This is a genomic window from Paenibacillus sp. (assembly GCF_048976745.1).
In the GTDB taxonomy this organism is placed as follows: domain Bacteria; phylum Bacillota; class Bacilli; order Paenibacillales; family Paenibacillaceae; genus Paenibacillus.
Window position 1 is genome coordinate 558768 of record NZ_JBHGUU010000004.1, and the last position, 18323, is coordinate 577090.

The following is an 18323-nucleotide window of genomic DNA, read 5'->3' on the forward strand; positions in this document are numbered from 1 at the left end:
GAGAACCCTGTAACTCCGATTGCTGAGATTACACGCGAGGATGGTATGAAGAATGGTTTGGCAAAGATTTTGGAGGGCAGCCATCTGGAGCAAGCCGAAGCACGAGATTTGATGTACTCGATTATGAGAGGTGAGGCAACGCCGGCTCAAATCGGAGGTTTGTTAATGGCGCTGCGCATGAAGGGGGAAACGGTGGATGAGATCACCGGATTTGCTGAAGCCATGCGTGGTCAGGGCGGACGAATTCTCACCGATGGCAGCGGTTTGCTGGACACTTGTGGAACAGGCGGATCGGGAATTCATAAATTCAACATTTCCACCGCATCCGCGATCATTGCTTCGGCTGTTTCGGTTCGGGTCGCGAAACACGGCAATCGTTCTGCTTCAGGGAAAGCGGGAAGTGCGGATGTACTAGAGGCACTCGGGGTAAATATCCATCTGAACGGGGAGCAAGCCAGACAATGTCTGGATGATATCGGAATCTGTTTCTGTTTTGCTCAGGTATATCACCCTTCCATGCGACATGCGGCTGGACCGAGGAAAGAACTGGGTGTTCGGACCATTTTCAATATGCTCGGACCGTTAACGAATCCTGCGGGAGCAGATCGCCAATTGCTTGGTCTGTATGATCGCTCCCGGACGCCGATGATTGCTGAAGTACTGAATCGTCTTGGTCTCAAAAGAGCGTTGGTCGTGGCCAGCCATGATGGTCTGGATGAAATCAGCATCTCAGCGCCAACTCAGGTATCTGAACTTCGGAATGGGGAAGTGCACACTTACGATATTGATCCACGTGATATGGGTTTGTCTCTGCATCCGCTCGAAGCGGTACTTGGAGGAGATGCGGCACAGAATGCCGAAATTATTAAGAGGATCTTCCAGGGCGAGCAGAGTGCCTACCGTGATGTCGTTTTGTTGAACGCCGGAGCGTGCATCTATGTATCCGGTCTTGCAGATAACATTGCTGAAGGGGTGACACTTGCCGCAGAAGCGGTAGATTCGGGCAAAGCTGCCGCGAAGCTTGAACAGTTAATTCATACAACGGAGGCGTACAGTCATGTATCTTGATCGAATCGTTGCAACCAAACATAAAGAAGTTGAAGTTCTGGCACAGACATTTAACATGGATGAAGCTATTCAAAAAATCGAACAACTACCTGCAACCCGGGGGTTTGAACAAGCATTATCGAATGGACGCAATCGTAAACTCGGTCTTATTGCTGAAGTAAAGAAGGCGTCGCCATCCAAAGGGTTAATTCGTCCGGATTTTCATCCGGTAGAGATTGCTGTTGCTTATGAGCGAGCCGGTGCAGACTGTATCTCCGTATTAACGGATGTGTCGTATTTTCAAGGGAGCAACGAGTACTTGCAGGCGATTCATCAGGCGGTGAACATTCCGCTATTGCGCAAGGATTTTATTATAGATGAACGACAGATTGCCGAGGCAAGATTGCTGGGTGCGGATGCGGTATTGCTGATTGCCAGCATTCTGACACCAGAACAGATTCGTAAATATCTGGAATTTGCCAAAAATCTGGGGCTGGACGCCTTGATTGAGGTCCACGATCGGACAGAGCTGGAGCAGGTATTGGAGATTCCTCAGGCAACCCTTGTGGGCATCAATAATCGTAATTTGAAAACATTCGAAACGAGTTTGAATACAACTCTGGATTTGATGGAATTGATTCCAAGTGGTGTCACCTTGATCAGCGAAAGTGGTATTGACGGCCCGGAATCAACAGTACCTTTGATCCAGGCCGGTGTTCACGGTATTCTTGTAGGTGAGCACCTCATGCGCAAGGATGATGTCGAGGCAGCTGTATATGATCTGATGGGACCCAAATGATGAATACTTCCATACACGATGGCACAGGCGACAGTAAGTCAGAACTGAGAAAGCCGCTGCCAACGGTCGTAAAAATATGTGGACTTCAGGACGTTGAAGTGCTAAAATCGATGATAAACTTGCCTGTGGATTACATTGGTGTTGTTTTTGCCAAATCACGCCGACGAATTGAACCCGAGCAGGCTGCTGCATTAAGAACGGTGTTGTTCGAATGGTCTGCCTATGATCGGCCGAAGCTTGCGGGTGTATTTGTGAATCCTACGCTCGAAGAGCTGGAACACATTATGGAGATTGCTCACCTGGATGTGATTCAACTGCATGGACAGGAGTCTGCGGAATTTTGCCAGCAGGTGAAGCAGCGGTGGAATGCCGAAGTATTCAAGGTTTTTTCTTTTCCAAAAGATGAAACGGGTCCGGAAGCGGATGATGCAGCCATAAGGGCTCTTGATGCTTACGATAAATTCGTGGATGCGATATTGCTTGATACCCATGATCCTCTATACGGAGGGGGCTCCGGGAAAACGTTTGCCTGGGAGAGAATCCCTGCCTATGCTGAATGGGCGAAAAGGCGCAAAATTTCTCTGTTCGTTGCAGGAGGTTTGCACCCGGACAATGTACAAGAACTAATACAAACATATGCACCTTTCGGCGTCGATGTATCCAGTGGCGTTGAGACTGAAGGTGTGAAGGATATGGTCAAAATTACAGCATTCGTAGAAAGGGTGAAGCAGGCATGACACATCAATTGCCGGATCAACACGGGCGTTTCGGTCACTTCGGAGGCCGCTTTGTACCTGAGACACTAATGAACGCACTTATTGAGTTGGAGGAGGCATATAGCCACTTCTCTGAAGATGAGGAATTCAACAAGGAACTGAACTATCTGCTGAGCGAGTATTCTGGACGTGAAACGCCATTGTATCATGCAGAGCAATTATCACGCCGATTGGGCGGACCGAAAATTTATCTGAAACGCGAAGATCTCAATCATACAGGCGCACACAAAATTAATAACGCCATTGGACAAGGTTTACTTGCCAAACGGATGGGCAAAAAGAAAGTTATTGCCGAAACGGGTGCCGGTCAACATGGTGTTGCAACGGCAACCGTAGCCGCATTGCTTGGACTGGAATGCAAAGTATTTATGGGCGAAGAAGATACAGAGCGTCAGCAGTTAAACGTATTTCGGATGAAGCTGCTAGGCGCAGAAGTGATTCCGGTTACTTCCGGAACACGGACACTGAAGGATGCCGGTAATGAAGCGCTTCGTTACTGGGTCAGCAATGTGGAGGATACGTTCTATGTGCTTGGATCAGTGGTTGGACCTCATCCATATCCAATGATGGTTCGGAATTTCCAACGTGTGATTGGTGATGAGACCCGTCGTCAGATTCAGGAAATCGAAGGACGTTTGCCGGATGTAATTGTTGCAGCTGTCGGTGGAGGAAGTAATGCAATCGGGATGTTCTATCCATTTATAGGTGATCAGGATGTGAAACTTGTTGGCGTTGAAGCCGCAGGCAAAGGGGTCGATACCGAGTATCATGCAGCGACGATGACCAAAGGTACGCATGGTGTATTCCAGGGATCCATGAGTTACCTGTTGCAGGATGAGTATGGACAGGTTCAGCCAGCGCATTCCATCTCGGCCGGACTTGATTATCCGGGTGTTGGTCCGGAGCATTCCTATCTCAAGGATATTGAACGGGCAAAATATGTACCGATCACGGATCAGGAAGCACTAGATGCCCTGCAACTCCTCTGTCGGACGGAAGGAATCATTCCTGCTCTGGAGTCTGCACATGCGGTTGCCCAAGTTGTTAAACTGGCGCCTGAACTCACAGCAGATGATATTGTCGTCATTTGTCTGTCGGGACGTGGAGACAAGGACGTTGAATCGATCATGAAATACACGGGAGGTGACTTGGGATGAATCTGATGGACCAGACCTTCCAGCAATTGAAGCAACAGAATCGCACGGCACTTATTCCATTTTTAACCGTGGGAGACCCGGATGTGGATACAACGATTGATATCATCAAGGAGCTTGAACAGGCCGGAGCGGACATTTTGGAACTGGGTGTTCCCTATTCCGATCCACTGGCAGATGGCCCAGTCATTCAACGTGCTTCCGAACGTGCGCTGAAAAGCCAGATTACCATACGTACTGTTATGGAAACCGCTGCAAAAGCTCGTAAGGCAGGTGTGAAACTGCCGTTTGTACTGTTCACCTATTATAATCCGGTATTGCAGACCGGACTGGATGTATTCTTTGAAGAATTGGTCAAACACGATATTAGTGGCATGATTATTCCGGATCTCCCGATTGAGGAAGCGGAAGAGATGCGACAACGCGCAAATCGTGCCGGTGTACATCTGGTGCCGCTTGTTGCACCTACATCTAATGCACGGATTGAGCGGATTGTGAAGGGAGCCAGCGGTTTTATCTATTGTGTATCTTCCCTTGGAGTAACCGGAGAGAGAGCCTCTTTCTTTGATGGCGTAGAAAGCTTCATTGAGACGGTGAGAAGTCTGACAGACCTCCCAGTAGCGGTAGGTTTCGGTATCTCCAGTCATGAGCAGGTGGCACATTTCTCCCGCATCTGTGATGGTGTTGTTGTAGGTAGTGCCATTGTTCGTCAGGTGGAAGATGCAATTCCTCTGCTTGAAAATCCGGATACGCGTGAAGCAGGACTGTTGCAAATTCGCAACTTTGTGGCACAATTAAAGGGATAGGGATGTCCTGAAAGTACATCCTTTGGACACGTGAGGTACATGCTGATTCGTGTCTACCATTATTTCAATAACAGGAGGCGGTCGGGTTGAAACCGAAATCCCAGATTGTCAATCTGCCTGTGTACCAGCCGGGCAAACCGATTGAAGAAGTGAAACGTGAACTGGGGCTTGAACAAGTCATCAAGCTGGCCTCCAACGAAAACCCGTACGGCAGTTCTCCTGCCGCCCTGGAAGCCATTACGAGAGAAATGAGTAATATAAGCATATACCCAGACGGTAGCTCAGTTGAGCTGACGGGAGTTCTTGCCAAGCATCTTGGCGTGGAACGGAATAACTTAATATTTGGTTGTGGTTCCGATGAGATTATTGCTTTGATCACGAGAGCTTTCTTCTTGCCCGGTGACGAAACCATCATGGCAGATCAGACATTCTCCGTATACAAAAGCAATGCAGATATTGAGGGTGCCGTTACCATCGAAGTGCCTCTGAAAGATGGAACACATGATCTGAGTGCGATGCTTGCGCAAATCAACGACAAAACCAAAGCAGTATGGGTGTGTAATCCAAATAATCCGACAGGTACAATTATCTCCGAGCAGGAACTTACAGCCTTTATGGACCGCGTGCCTGCTCATGTGATGGTCATACTGGACGAAGCTTATTATGAATTTGTAACCGATGAAGCATATCCGCAAAGCGTACCATTGATCGAACGGTATCCAAACTTGGTCATTCTGCGGACATTCTCCAAAATTTACGGTTTGGCTTCGCTCCGCATCGGATATGGCATTGCACGTCCCGAAATTATTGATTTGATTAACCGTGTACGTGAGCCGTTTAACACCTCCCGTTTTGGACAGGTTGCAGCAACGGCTGCACTACTGGATCAGGATTTTGTTCAAGAGTGCTCAAAGCGGAATGCAATGGATCGGGATTTCCTGCAAAATGAATTTACACGGTTGGGATTGTCCTATTTCCCTTCACAGGGTAATTTCATTATGGTTGATCTGAATATGTCTTCGGCAACGGCGTTCCAATCCTTGCTCAAACAAGGCATTATTGTTCGACCAGGATTCAACCTATACCCAACTTACATTCGTGTGTCCGTCGGAACATCAGAGCAGAACCGTGCATTTGTCACGGCACTGGAGAACACGCTGGCTGAGAAGGCGGTAGCACGCCCTTAATACTGGCGATGAAAGAGTGAGGACCCATGAAACTAAAAATTGCAATGATTGGTGTAGGACTCATCGGCGGTTCACTTGCGCTCTGCTTCAAAGGCAAACCAGGTGTAACCGTGATGGGCTACGCCCACTTGGACGAACTGAAGGACAAGTACATAGCGAGCGGTGTAGTGGATGATGCTACGCTCTCTCTGGAAGAAGCGGTAGAAGATGCCGACTTTATTTTTTTGTGCGTTCCCGTAGGTTTGTTAGAATCCTATTTTGAGAAGCTCTCCAAGCTGCCATTGAAAAAAGGATGTATCATCACGGATGTAGGAAGCACTAAGGCTTCCATTGCCGCCTGTGCAGAGCATGTGCGGCTGACTGACGCTTACTTCATTGGTGGTCATCCTATGGCAGGATCGGAGCGTGCGGGCGTAGATGCGGCCTCAGCCGTGTTGTTCGAGAATGCATACTATGTCTTAACCCCTTCAGAACATGTACCTGAGGAAGCCTACAGTAGCTTGTCTGAGCTGCTTGCATATACGCGGGCACAGATCGTGCGTGTGGAACCTCTGCTGCACGATGACATCGTGGGGGCGATTAGTCATCTGCCCCATGTTATTGCTGTAGCGCTGGTGAATCAGGTGCGTGAATATAATGAGTCGAACCCGCTGTATAAAATGCTGGCTGCAGGTGGTTTCCGGGATATTACCCGGATTGCGTCCAGTGATGCGATTGTATGGAGGGATATCTTGCTTAGCAACCGTGATGTACTGCTGGGCCTGCTTAAGGATTGGAATAGCCAGATGACGGCCTTTACGGATATGCTGGAGCATAAGAACGGTGAAGGCATAGAAGAAGCATTCCGTCAGGCCCGAGAGTTCCGCAGTGTATTGCCCGAACGACGCAAAGGCATGATTTCGCCGTTATTTGATCTGTACACGGATGTACAGGATGCACCGGGTATGATCGGTAAGATCGCAACTGAGCTTGGGGCGAATGACATCAACCTGAGCAACTTGGAGATTATCGAAAACCGGGTGGATGTGCCGGGCATTATGCGACTGTCTTTCCGTCAGGAAGAAGATATGGAACGAGCCAAGACATTATTGGATTCCTTAGGTTATCAAGTGTGGATATAAAACGAGAAAGAGGGCGAAAGCCCTCTTTTTTTTTTTGTGAGGTTAAATTGGAGTTGTTATTTGATTTTCGTCACAGATCGAAGAGGGGAATATACAGGATATATGTAAATATCAACATGTAAATATCTTTTAAAGACAAAAAAAAGACCGCTTACAAAAGCGGTCATTGCTCACGTGGAGCAATACAGTTATTGGATAGGAGTGGAGAGAAACCATACTGTACCCTTATTATATGTATACGTTTTCATTTTGTCAACACTTTAAGTAAAATTGTTTGAATTAATTATATCTTTCGGTAATTCAGGATAATAACTCCTTTTTTTTGGCTGCACTAGTTCAAAAAAAATATCACATTTTTGTAACCTTTTCAGTATGTCGTCCGTCTATATAAGAAGGCTTACCAAAAAGGCTCTAAATGAAGTCATGAACGTGAAAATGACTGCATATGAATGACAGGTCGGGTTCTGTGGATAGCAATGGATTTGCCAGGATGATGCAGACCGTTGTACAATAAATACTGTTAATGTAGAAACGTTGGGGAAATTGCCATTACATAGGGGAATTTGGCGGGAAGGCCAGTTATGGTGCTGAACGCTGTTTATATGCGGTGAGAACCGCAACTTTTTTGTGCCTGTTCGGTAATACATGGATAGAGTCGAACGGGGAGAAGCACATGGATGGGCGAGGAGGGGTCGCACTCAAATGACGGATTCCCAGTTGATTCGAGAGATCAAGGAAGGTAACCTGGAGTTATATTCCGAGCTGATGAGTCGTTATCAGCGTAAAATACTGGCTTTCGTATATCATATGTTGAAAAGTTCCAATATGGAGCTGCTTGCGGAAGATCTCTGTTCTGAGACTTTCTATAAGGCGTTCCGCAGTCTGCACTCTTTCCGTGAGGTGGATGCCTCATTCTCAACTTGGTTATATACCATTGCGAGAAATACGGTACTGAGTGAGCTTCGCAAACAGCGCAGCGGAAATGTCCCACTTGAAGAGAGCGGGATTGTCCCCGTTGCTCCTTCGGAGAATGCACCGGAGTATGCTGTACTGCGCAGCGAGCGGGTGATGCTGGTTAGAGATGCGATTAACAACTTGCCAGAGAAGCAACGTTCTGCGATTATACTCCGCGAGTATGATCAACTAGACTACCAGGAGATTGCGAATATTCTTGGGCAGAGCGTCAGTTCTGTGAAATCGCTATTATTCAGAGCAAGATCAAGCGTAAAAACTCAATTGGAACCTTATTTCTTCGAACCGGTGTACGAGCCATATGAAGGGATGAAGAACCGATGAATTGCAATGAAGCCCAGGAACTGTTTGCACTGGTCTGGGACTTGCCGGAAAATCATCCTCAGCGGATTGCATTTCATGCTCATCTCGCTGGTTGTGAAGAGTGCTCCGAGCAGTTTGAGGTCTGGGAAGAAGCCCAGATCTTGCTGCACAGCATCCCGGTTCCAGTGACAGAACAACAGGCAGAGAGAGTGAACCGTAACGTTATGGACCGGATCTATGCGGAGTCTCCATGGCTATTGCCGGAAGAGGCAAAGGTTAATCGTTTCTCTGCTGTAATCCGCAAGCATATGTCTTTGTGGATTGCCGCGTTCCTGGCTATTTTTTTATGCAGCTTTCTGTATATGGCAATGTTTAAGCCAGACGTATCAGAAGCTGAGCAAACCAACGTTGTTGCTACGGGTATTCTGGAGACAGGGGTTGCGGGAAGCGGACCATCTTCGTCTGGAATGTATCAGTACAACATGACTGGAGCGGACAGAGGAAGCATCATAGAACCGTTTGTTGTGAGCATGGGACCTGCTTATCCTCAGTATTGGATGGCCCTGTCTTTACTTGCAATAGGCATGGCTTTATTTTCTCTTGGACGTATGCATCGAACAACGAATAAACGTAAACAAGGTGCGAGTGCATAGGTGTTAACCTTTCGTTCGCCGTGTGGAGAAATGAGGGATGTAAGTGCGAATCGGGCTTATTCGTCACGGTCTTACAGACTGGAATGCCGCGGGCCGTATACAGGGGCAGACTGATATACCTCTGAATGGAGAAGGCCGTAAACAGGCAGAGCAACTGGGAAGACGACTGTTGACGGAAGAATACCAGTGGGACTATATCATCACAAGTGGATTATCGCGGGCACAGGAAACAGGCGAGATTATCTCTAAGCTGTTGAATGTACCTATGCTTGAGCCGGACGCACGGTTGAAAGAAAGGGCTTTTGGTCAGATTGAAGGTCTGACTTCAGAAGAACGGATTGCCCGTTGGGGCAAATCGTGGGACACATTGGACCTAGGACAGGAGCAAATAGCGGATATCCAGACTCGTGCACTGGCATCTGTGGAAGATCTATGGTCTGCCTATCCGGACCAAAACGTGCTCATTGTCACTCACGGAGCTTTTCTGGCCAACCTGTTAACAGCCTTGTTTAAAGATCGGTATACGGAACGTATTGGAAACCTGTCACTGACGATCCTGGAAAAGGAACGTGAAGACTGGAGTCCGCTGTTATATAATTGTACAAGACATCTGTCTTTGGACACAGCGAAACAACCTGAGTAATCCAACTTGGGTTGTTTTTTTGCGTTTTGTGGGGGGAATAAAGACTTTATATGATTTCAATCCTCTCATTTTTCTTCTGATTGACCAACTTAGGGCATAGTATGATTAACAAATTCATTTCATAATTCACTAAAGATATTATGAAATGGATTCAAACATAAAAGATTTCCAAAAAGAGGTTTAGATTATGGGAATTCCGTCAACGATGTTTACAAAACCAATCTATTTCAGGCTCCGAATCAGCAGCCGAAGTAGTTAACGGGCGAGGCGATGGACCCATGAATCTAGCGGATATGCTTACTTTTGCCGATATTGGCCAGCTTAATCGAATAGCAGACTATTACCAATGTGAATGCAAGCCTAACTCCAAACATGAACTCATCCAGAGTATTCTCACTACGTTGGGCAGCAGACCCTTTTTTGAGCAGCAGGTACGTCAACTGAATCAAGCAGATCAGCGCTTCTTGAACAACTTGTTGTTTGATCCTCGCCAGTATTATGGAATGGAAGAACTCATTGCCATAGCCCGTCAATCGATGGACAAAAAGGAGAGTGAGGCTGGCGCCAGTCCACGTGATCTCATCGTTCGCTTCAATAAGAGTGGATGGTTGTTCAATGGCACAACGCAGCAGACCAGGTATTTGTATCAGGTGCCCCAGGATCTGAAATTAAGATTCAGGGATGTGTTATCCACACATCTGCGAGCAGGGATTACCAAAACAACGGAACCACCCATGTATCGGGATGAGTATCATCTCTTAGCAGATGATCTCAAGTTGTTCCTGCAGTTTATCCAACAGCACGAAATTGCCCTTAACGCTGAAGGCATGATGTACCGGCGCTCTCAACAGCAGATTATGGAGCATCTGCACATTAGTGAGGAATTGGTGGGCAAAGGCGGTTGGAGATTCGGATATGGCCGTTCGTTCAAGGATTACCCGGATCGTTTTGCACTTCTCTATGACTATGCATTTCACCATCGGCTGGTTCGTGAGGAGCAAGGCATGCTGAAGTTATCACCAGCTGGAGAAGACAAGCTGGGGGCTGAGAAAACAGCCGAAATGATACAGCTATTTAGGTTTTGGTTAAGATTGTATAAAGGGGCTATTCCCAATCTGTCCTCTATTGTGTATTGGACAGGCGAATGTGCCTTGGAATGGTCAACCTCTGAGTCGCTGTTTCGTCAGATCGGTCCATTCATACAGCCGTTCTATTATGATACGGCTGAGGCCATCTATGATAACAGAATTGTTAAAATGATGTTGCATCTTGGCATGGTCCGTATTGGGGAACATGAGGAAGGCCGGACGATACAAATGACAGCCTGGGGTTCACGTCTTGCTGCATCCTGTCGCTCCATTACAGGAGACATCACACCTATTATGTTTGACAAGTGAAGGACAAGTTGCTAAAATCACTCCCAAATTAAGGAGTGATAATAATGATAATTCCATACAAAGGTCTAGAACCTCGGTTACACTCTTCGGTATATATGGCTGAAGGTGCTAAACTGATTGGTGATTTGAGAATGGGAGAAGAATCTTCCGTCTGGTTCAATGCAGTCCTGCGGGCGGATTTGGCTCCTATTATCATTGGAAAGCGCTGTAATATTCAAGATAACGTTGCAGGGCATGTCAATACTGATCAACCTTTGATTTTGGGAGATGATGTTTCAGTAGGACATACAGCGATCATACATGGTTGTCGAATTGGAACAGGATCATTAATCGGCATGGGAGCCATTCTGCTGAATGGAGCCGACATTGGCGAATATACGCTGATTGGAGCCGGTTCAGTTGTTACTGAGAATAGTGAAATTCCGCCCTATACTCTTGCTTTGGGGACACCTGCCAAAGTGATACGTGAGCTGACTGATGCCGATCTGGAGCGGATGTCGAGAACTTCACTGGGTTATGTTACCAAGGGGAAAGAATATAGGAGCTCTTAAATCCGTTTTGGAGGTGCATCCTATTGGATAAAATGAAAGTTACGTATGAAGTCATGTTGGGGCTGGCAGCTGAGATGGTGTGGGACGAAGCGCTTCGCAAACAGCGGAGCGAGAAGCTCTATTTGGAAATCGATAAAGCGTTAGCTACCGGAGACGAAGTAGCTTTCCGGAGTCTGACGGATGAACTGAGGACCATAAACTGATGGGCTAAATATATCCTTTCTGAGATAAAAGGGAATACGCAGATGCGTGTTTCCTTTTTTGATATGTGAAATTCCAAAATGAATGTCTGGATTTATAAGATATGCTCATATATAATATGGGAATAAAATGGATAGAGAGGGGATATAGGGAATTGAAATTCAGTGAGATGACTCAAGACAGCTGGGCTGAACTGCAACTCTATCTGGATACATGCCTTATTCCATACACAGCTCTTAGCGGTGAGCAGTCGCCGGTTGAAGTTACCGAGGCATTGGAGCGGCTGAGAGATTTTCTGGATCTGGTCGAAATTCCTTTCAAAGGGAGAATCATGACTTATCCAGCCTTTCATTATGCTAATCCGGAATTGTCAATGACATTAAATTCCTTGTCCGCACAGCTTAAATCTTCAGGATTCAAATATGTGGTTATTATGTCATCAGATAGTCAATTGGATGGTGGGGAAATTCCCTCTGCTGATCTGGTTCTGAGTCGTTCCGTATTAACTCATGAGGTCGGAGAAGATGGGATTGCGAGATTTGTAGGAGAAAAGATACGAGAGTTGTGGAAAAAATAGTTTTTGAGGACAAATGTGACAATTTACCAACAATTTTTTAATAACGCTTACAATTGAACCTTAAAAATGTGTGACAAATTCTTGACGGTGTTCTAGGGCTACTATATGATTATGTATGTTCTAGTAAGTCGTGGAATTTATGAAAATGAAAACGTTTGAGAGAGTTGGCTGAAAAAGGGGGTTGGAGACAGTATGAGCAGTGAGCATGACCACCACGAAGCTTCATTGAAATTGCCAAGCCGCATGGAGATGTCACGCAGGCAGTTTTTGACGTACACGCTTGGTGGAGCTACAGCCTACATGGCCGCCGGTGCAATCCTTCCTATGGTCCGTTTTGCGGTGGACCCGATTTTGCAACATAAGGGAGAAGGCACCTCTGTCAAAGTAGCTGAAATCAGCAAAATTACGAATGAGCCTCAAGAATTCACCTTTGAACTTAAACAACAGGATGGTTGGTATCTGAGTAATGCATCGTTAGTGGCGTGGATTCGCAAAGACGAGCAGGGCAAAATTTATGCACTCTCACCTATCTGTAAACATCTGGGATGTACAGTAGGCTGGAACAGTGACAAGCAGTACCCTGACGAGTATCATTGCCCCTGCCATGGCGCGCACTATGACAAGGAAGGGAAGAATCTTGCCGTAGCCCCCAAACCGCTGGATGAGTACGTAGTCAAGGAAGAGCAGGGTTGGGTATATCTGGGCGACATTGTTCCGAACACCCGAGTGAATTAGGAGGCGTGAACGCAGATGTTTAAAAATGTCTATGACTGGATTGACGAGCGTCTCGACATCACGCCAATCTGGCGGGACGTTGCGGATCATGAAGTTCCAGAGCATGTAAATCCGGCTCATCACTTTTCCGCATTCGTGTACTGCTTTGGTGGATTGACGTTCTTTATTACCGTTATTCAGATTCTGTCAGGCATGTTCCTGACCATGTATTACGTACCTGATATTATCAATGCCTACGCAAGTGTGGAGTACCTGCAGACCAAAGTAGCTTTCGGCCAAATTGTTCGCGGCATGCACCACTGGGGAGCCAGTCTGGTTATCGTAATGATGTTCTTACATACGATGCGTGTGTTCTTTACAGGCTCTTACAAGGCACCGCGTGAAATGAACTGGGTTGTCGGCATGCTGATCTTTTTCGTCATGTTGGGCCTGGGGCTGACAGGGTACTTGTTGCCATGGGATAACAAAGCCTATTTTGCAACAAAAGTAACACTGGAGATTGCCAATACGGTTCCTTGGCTGGGACCGATTATTAAAGAATTCCTGCAAGGCGGTACGATTGTCGGTGCACAGACACTAACCCGATTCTTTGCCCTGCACGTATTCTTCCTCCCCGCTGTGCTTCTGGTGCTTCTGGTCGGACACTTTATCATGATCCGCAGACAGGGCATTTCGGGACCACTATAAACGAAAGAAGGGAGGAATCGCAATGGCTCACGGACATAAGAAGGATGATGAGGAAAAGGTTATCTTTGTCGGTGATTCACGGGTCCGTAAAGGTGCGGGATTCATTACCCCGCCTGATTACACGGCGTATCCTGGCAAATCCGAAGCCTTTATTCCGAACTTCCTGCTGAAAGAATGGATGGTTGGTGTCGTTGTATTGGTGGGGATTCTGGTTCTAACGATCTCAGAACCTGCACCTTTGGGATACCCGGCTAATCCAAGCGCATCCGTAATTCCCATGCCGGACTGGTACTTTCTTTTTCTGTATCAGTACTTGAAGTATCCATACGCATCGGGCGATTACGTTCTGCTCGGGGTACTGGGGGTCAGCGGAGTCGCTTTTGGAGCTTTGCTGCTGGCGCCATTTCTGGACACAGGCAAGGAGCGGCGTTTCTATAAACGCCCAATTGCTTCATCACTGATGATTTTGTCGGTCATTTCTGTATTCTACCTGACGAATGTAGCGTGGACGCACTACGAGCATGAGTTGGAAGCGAGTGGACAGAAGCCTGAACATATTCAACGTGAAGAAGAAGCGCTGGAGAGGCGTGAACAGGGGCTTCCACCCGTTTCGAATGCACCCGGACAGCAAGAGGAAGTTGCGATCGTTGAACAGGATGATCCTGCAATGGAAACATACAAGAAGGCCGGGTGTATTGGCTGCCATGCGGCTGATATGAAGGGTGCAAGTGGACCTTCACTTCGGGGTGTGGGTGACAAGCACAGTCAGGAAGAGATTCTGACTATTATCAAAGAAGGTTATAACGAGATGCCTGCGATGTACGACCAAGCGATTGCTCAAGGTGTTACAGATGAAGAGATCACTCATCTGACCGAATGGCTTGCGAAACAGAAAGCAGAACAGTAAAATCGAAATAACCAATGAAACCTGATCGTTTATGCGGTCAGGTTTTTTGAAGTGTTTTTTGGACTGCACTGTATCGTGTGCAATATATGAAGAAGGAAGGGGCAGGGAACGTGGCTTTATCGTTTTTCTGGAGTAGGGAATTTCTGACCAATCGTTATTTCCTGTGGCTATTATTTTGGTGTAATGCGGTAGGCACGGTATACGGATACATCTGGTATGGAGAGCAAATGAAATTGACGCTGGCTGAGCAACCGGTGTGGCAGATCGTATTTGTGCCGGATAGCCCAACAGCGAGTTTGTTTTTTACTTTAGCGTTGTTATGGATCTTGTACCCACCACAGTCCATCATAATCAAACGGATCGGACATGTGATTCAGGCGCTTGCCGTGGTCACATCTGTGAAATATGGCGTATGGGCCGTATCCATTATTTTCGCTGGCTGGATGCAAGGCGGTACACAGCACTGGCAAGACTGGATGTTGATTGCTTCGCATAGTGCGATGGCCATTGAAGCTCTGATTTATGTACGCTTTTTCGGCTTCCGGTGGATTGCCCTTGTCGTTGCAGGTCTCTGGACGCTGTTGAACGATACGATGGATTATACATATGATATTTACCCTTGGTTACCCGCTTCCCTCTATGATCATGTAGATGGTGTGCGTAACTTCACTTTCGGGCTGACGTTGGTGAGTATTCTGTGTGCCTGGTTTGCGCTCAGACAAGCGAAACGAACCTGATATCAGATCTTCTGCTTGTTCTAACGAACGGTCCCCCGCCATACATTGGTGGTGGGAGGGATGTCCATGAAGAGAACGTTCGGGACCAAAACTGGCTTATTGGTGGTATCGTTCATGGCTCTGCTGCTTTGGACGAACTTAGCATATCGTGTATCCGCGCAAAGTGAAGCAATGAAATCGATTTCAGATCAGCAAGTGTCCACAAGCAATTCAATTGCACAACTTAATGAGGAAGCAGCCCTATTGTATCGTCAGGCGCTCGAGAATAATATTGAAGAAGTACGAGGAAGCATTCTGCGTATCAGTAAAAGTCTGGAGCATATCTCCTTTGAGGGACAAACAACAGTCGAGGGCATTCACGCCTTGTCCGAAACCGTAGTTGAAGTAAAACAAGCCGTTGTGAAGGTGAAAAATGACGATGCTTCTCTTCAGCAGTCCTCTGCCAAACTCAGACTTGCAGCAGATAGTCTCGCGAATCCAACCAAGCCTTTATGGCTGCAGTATTATAAAATTGTGAAAAACGATCTGGATGCTTTATCCGCTGCTACAAATCAAGGGCAAACTGCGGCCGTACTGGCAAACCGCTACACCGTTTTGGAGGAGCATTATGAGACAATTCGTCCTGCCGCACTGATTCGCCGTGAACCGTATGAAATTGCTCAGATGGACGCCTGGTTATCTCATACCAAAGGGCTTACCGCTGCAAAGCAGCCTGATCTCGCTCAGTTAAAGAGTATGGTCGGCCACGGAGAGGAACTGGTGAACCAGTTATTTGGTCGCGAAAAAGACGAGAGTGCCTTTGTACCGTTTGTACAGGGCCCTGATCGCAGGGCAGCTGGGCTGCTCATTAGTTCGGTTATTGTTGCGACGTTAAGTTATGCCGGATATCGTAAATATCGTGCACATCAGCAGGGGATTTTTCCTTTTCGGCGCTAAGTGGATATGAACGTGATGGTGTTGTATTTAAAAAAAAGACCTCTGTTCGCATAAACAGCCACGCTAATGGCTCTTCATGTGAACTGAGGTTTTCTTATAGTTCGCACAGTAGGTCAGCTTTCTTTGAAACCTTCTCCATGTACATCGTGAACATCACTGATGATGACAAAAGCTCTGGGATCAATGGAACGTACAATGGTCTGCAGACGTCTGAACTCTTGCCTGGAGATCACGCAGTAGGCCATATGTTTGGCCTGTTTGGAGTACGCACCAATGGCTGGAATCAGAGTAACGCCGCGATCCATATCCCGTGTGATTTGGTCCGCAATCTCGGGTGCGTGGTCACTAATAATCATAAATGCCCGGGCAGAATAGGCACCTTCCTGAATAAAGTCGATGACTTTGGAAGCGATGAATACAGCTACAAGCGTATACAGAATTTTTTCTTTGGGGATGTAGATGAGAGAGAGCCCGATAATGACAAAATCGATGCCCAGTAATACTCGTCCCATACTCCACCCATACTTGCGATTGAGAATACGAGCAATGATGTCTGAACCACCCGTCGTTCCACCCCAACGAAATACGATGCCAAGACCGGCTCCAAGGGTGACACCTGCATAAAGTGCCGCTAACAGTAAGTCATTCTCGGTATGTAATGGTTCAATCCAACCCAGATGAATCAACTTCTCAAACAACCATAGAAAAACGGTCAATGCCCCGATTCCGATACCCGTATAGATCATCTGTCTGCCGCCCAAAATTTTGAGCCCGATCAGGAAGAGGGGAACATTAAGAATCAGGGTCGTAAGTGAAGGTGAGATGCCGAAAGCATAATTGATCAGCACCGTAACCCCGGTGAGACCACCTTCCATAAGCTGGTTGGGGATAATGAAATAGAGGAGCCCAAAGGCATATAAGGCTGTACCCAGCAGGATGGGAAGAACCAATTTAACTTGAACCCAGGTTTTGGCAGTGCTCATAAGATCCCTCGCTGTTGATAAATTAGAATGAAGAAGCGTTCATTCCCATCCTAGTATACCTGTTTATTGATTCTTTAAAAATGATTTGTCGCTGATGATGGTGGAAGTGAATCTAAATAACTGATATTATTAGGAACAAATACGACATCATTTCAAAAGGAGAATCCGTTCTCATGGAGAAAAGCATCGCAGAAATGCAGCGTGAGGTTGATCAGTATATCTCCCAATTCAAGGAGGGGTATTTCAGTCCCCTGGCCATGTTGGCCCGGATGTCTGAAGAGGTCGGGGAGCTTGCCAGGGAAGTGAATCATGAGTTCGGCGAGAAACCGAAGAAATCTTCCGAAGCAGCCAATTCCATTGAACTTGAGCTTGGAGATATTTTATTTATCACGATTTGTTTTGCGAACTCACTGGGAATTGATCTGGCTGAGGCTCACGACAAAGTCATGCATAAATTTAACACCCGCGATGCCAATCGGTGGACTCCCAAAAACACCGATTAGGCGTAGATTACATATGCTGTACCATCACCCGATCGGGGAGGGTCAGCTTAATGATGAAACCGGAAGAATATATACAGCAGGCTTACCGCTGTATATTGCAAAATGATTTTGAGCAGGCGATTCGCTGGTTCGAGTCAGCCATTCACGCTCATCCAAAACATGCGGAGCTACATTATCGCTGTTCCATTACACACGCCCGCAGCAAACATCTCATTCCAGCGCTTGAATATGCGCGTAAGGCGGTTGAATTGTCGCCAGGAATAGAAGAGTATATTTTGCATCTGCAGACATTGGAAGCGAAACAATTGACCTCCAGAGCGAAGTTGCTGTTGGAGCAGGCGGGTAATGCAACACAGGAGCGCTATGTGGAAGCGTCAACGCTTCTGCAAGAAGCGGTCAAACTTGATCCGCTTTCAGTGGAAGCTCATGTGATGCTTGCGCTTGCTTACAGTGATTTGAATGAATTTGACTATGCAATTCAGGCGCTGCGTGAGGCCATTTTGCTGGACCCACAGAATGGGCAGCTGCATCAGATGTTACAGAAAATCAAGCAACGTATGAAATCCATTCAATAAGAATTCATTTTTGCAAAGATTTCTTTTGAGTTGAAATGGATTCAACGATATGAACCAACATAGCGAGGAGATG

At 46.8% G+C, this 18323-nt stretch carries 22 protein-coding genes; 21 read left to right on the forward strand and 1 reads right to left on the reverse strand.

Annotation, left to right across the window (positions count from 1 at the left end):
* Positions 1 to 27: 27 nt before the first annotated feature.
* From trpD to ACE3K2_RS03500, 19 genes are all read left to right on the forward strand, one after another.
* Positions 28 to 1068, forward strand: a complete 1041-nt coding sequence (gene trpD, locus ACE3K2_RS03410) for an anthranilate phosphoribosyltransferase (RefSeq protein WP_421886889.1) — start codon at positions 28 to 30, stop codon at positions 1066 to 1068.
* Complete coding sequence (gene trpC / locus ACE3K2_RS03415) at positions 1058 to 1846, forward strand: indole-3-glycerol phosphate synthase TrpC (protein ID WP_421886695.1); 789 nt, start codon at positions 1058 to 1060, stop codon at positions 1844 to 1846. Before trpD ends, trpC begins: the two co-directional genes overlap by 11 nt.
* Positions 1846 to 2583 (forward strand): phosphoribosylanthranilate isomerase, encoded by a 738-nt coding sequence (locus ACE3K2_RS03420; protein ID WP_421886891.1) that lies wholly within the window; start codon positions 1846 to 1848, stop codon positions 2581 to 2583. The genes trpC and ACE3K2_RS03420 overlap by 1 nt, the downstream gene beginning before the upstream one ends.
* Positions 2580 to 3779, forward strand: a complete 1200-nt coding sequence (trpB, locus tag ACE3K2_RS03425) for a tryptophan synthase subunit beta (protein ID WP_215076005.1) — start codon at positions 2580 to 2582, stop codon at positions 3777 to 3779. Before ACE3K2_RS03420 ends, trpB begins: the two co-directional genes overlap by 4 nt.
* The gene (gene trpA, locus ACE3K2_RS03430; RefSeq protein ID WP_421886698.1) at positions 3776 to 4582 is read left to right on the forward strand and encodes a tryptophan synthase subunit alpha; all 807 of its coding nucleotides are present in this window, start codon (positions 3776 to 3778) and stop codon (positions 4580 to 4582) included. The genes trpB and trpA overlap by 4 nt, the downstream gene beginning before the upstream one ends.
* 86 nt (positions 4583 to 4668) lie before the next feature.
* A complete protein-coding gene (gene hisC / locus ACE3K2_RS03435; protein ID WP_421886701.1) occupies positions 4669 to 5769 on the forward strand; it encodes a histidinol-phosphate transaminase in 1101 nt (366 codons plus the stop codon).
* A gap of 26 nt (positions 5770 to 5795) precedes the next feature.
* Complete coding sequence (locus tag ACE3K2_RS03440) at positions 5796 to 6890, forward strand: prephenate dehydrogenase (RefSeq protein ID WP_421886704.1); 1095 nt, start codon at positions 5796 to 5798, stop codon at positions 6888 to 6890.
* Positions 6891 to 7592: 702 nt separating this feature from the next.
* Entirely contained in the window at positions 7593 to 8186 is a 594-nt protein-coding gene (locus ACE3K2_RS03445) for an RNA polymerase sigma factor (RefSeq protein WP_062835180.1), read from the forward strand.
* Positions 8183 to 8818 (forward strand): anti-sigma factor family protein, encoded by a 636-nt coding sequence (locus tag ACE3K2_RS03450; RefSeq protein WP_421886707.1) that lies wholly within the window; start codon positions 8183 to 8185, stop codon positions 8816 to 8818. The genes ACE3K2_RS03445 and ACE3K2_RS03450 overlap by 4 nt, the downstream gene beginning before the upstream one ends.
* 43 nt (positions 8819 to 8861) lie before the next feature.
* Positions 8862 to 9461 (forward strand): histidine phosphatase family protein, encoded by a 600-nt coding sequence (locus ACE3K2_RS03455; RefSeq protein WP_421886710.1) that lies wholly within the window; start codon positions 8862 to 8864, stop codon positions 9459 to 9461.
* A gap of 278 nt (positions 9462 to 9739) precedes the next feature.
* Entirely contained in the window at positions 9740 to 10858 is a 1119-nt protein-coding gene (locus tag ACE3K2_RS03460; protein WP_421886712.1) for a hypothetical protein, read from the forward strand.
* A 44-nt stretch (positions 10859 to 10902) separates the two neighbouring features.
* Positions 10903 to 11409 (forward strand): gamma carbonic anhydrase family protein, encoded by a 507-nt coding sequence (locus tag ACE3K2_RS03465; RefSeq protein WP_421886716.1) that lies wholly within the window; start codon positions 10903 to 10905, stop codon positions 11407 to 11409.
* 23 nt (positions 11410 to 11432) lie between these two features.
* On the forward strand, positions 11433 to 11612 hold the full coding sequence (locus tag ACE3K2_RS03470; RefSeq protein ID WP_017687723.1) for an IDEAL domain-containing protein: 180 nt from the start codon (positions 11433 to 11435) through the stop codon (positions 11610 to 11612).
* A gap of 152 nt (positions 11613 to 11764) precedes the next feature.
* Entirely contained in the window at positions 11765 to 12187 is a 423-nt protein-coding gene (locus ACE3K2_RS03475) for a DUF2487 family protein (protein ID WP_421886719.1), read from the forward strand.
* A gap of 192 nt (positions 12188 to 12379) precedes the next feature.
* On the forward strand, positions 12380 to 12922 hold the full coding sequence (locus tag ACE3K2_RS03480; RefSeq protein WP_017687725.1) for a ubiquinol-cytochrome c reductase iron-sulfur subunit: 543 nt from the start codon (positions 12380 to 12382) through the stop codon (positions 12920 to 12922).
* Positions 12923 to 12937: 15 nt separating this feature from the next.
* Positions 12938 to 13609: a menaquinol-cytochrome c reductase cytochrome b subunit gene (qcrB, locus tag ACE3K2_RS03485; RefSeq protein ID WP_017687726.1), complete on the forward strand. Its 672-nt coding sequence runs from the start codon at positions 12938 to 12940 to the stop codon at positions 13607 to 13609.
* Positions 13610 to 13631: 22 nt separating this feature from the next.
* Entirely contained in the window at positions 13632 to 14516 is an 885-nt protein-coding gene (locus ACE3K2_RS03490) for a menaquinol-cytochrome c reductase cytochrome b/c subunit (protein WP_091018012.1), read from the forward strand.
* 110 nt (positions 14517 to 14626) lie between these two features.
* On the forward strand, positions 14627 to 15253 hold the full coding sequence (locus ACE3K2_RS03495; RefSeq protein WP_421886723.1) for a DUF1405 domain-containing protein: 627 nt from the start codon (positions 14627 to 14629) through the stop codon (positions 15251 to 15253).
* A gap of 66 nt (positions 15254 to 15319) precedes the next feature.
* Positions 15320 to 16189, forward strand: coding sequence for a sporulation protein YpjB (locus ACE3K2_RS03500; protein ID WP_421886726.1), 870 nt, complete (start codon positions 15320 to 15322; stop codon positions 16187 to 16189).
* 113 nt (positions 16190 to 16302) lie between these two features.
* On the opposite strand, the gene ACE3K2_RS03505 is transcribed toward ACE3K2_RS03500, so the two are convergent.
* Positions 16303 to 17172 carry a YitT family protein gene (locus ACE3K2_RS03505; RefSeq protein ID WP_253438555.1) on the reverse strand — a complete coding sequence of 290 codons (870 nt, stop codon included), beginning with the start codon at positions 17170 to 17172 and terminating at the stop codon, positions 16303 to 16305.
* A gap of 173 nt (positions 17173 to 17345) precedes the next feature.
* Here ACE3K2_RS03505 and ACE3K2_RS03510 point away from each other — a divergent pair, with 173 nt between their 5' ends.
* Both ACE3K2_RS03510 and ACE3K2_RS03515 read left to right on the forward strand, forming a co-directional pair.
* The gene (locus tag ACE3K2_RS03510) at positions 17346 to 17675 is read left to right on the forward strand and encodes a nucleotide pyrophosphohydrolase (RefSeq protein WP_017687732.1); all 330 of its coding nucleotides are present in this window, start codon (positions 17346 to 17348) and stop codon (positions 17673 to 17675) included.
* A 50-nt stretch (positions 17676 to 17725) separates the two neighbouring features.
* Complete coding sequence (locus tag ACE3K2_RS03515) at positions 17726 to 18250, forward strand: tetratricopeptide repeat protein (RefSeq protein WP_421886729.1); 525 nt, start codon at positions 17726 to 17728, stop codon at positions 18248 to 18250.
* The last annotated feature ends 73 nt before the right edge of the window (positions 18251 to 18323 follow it).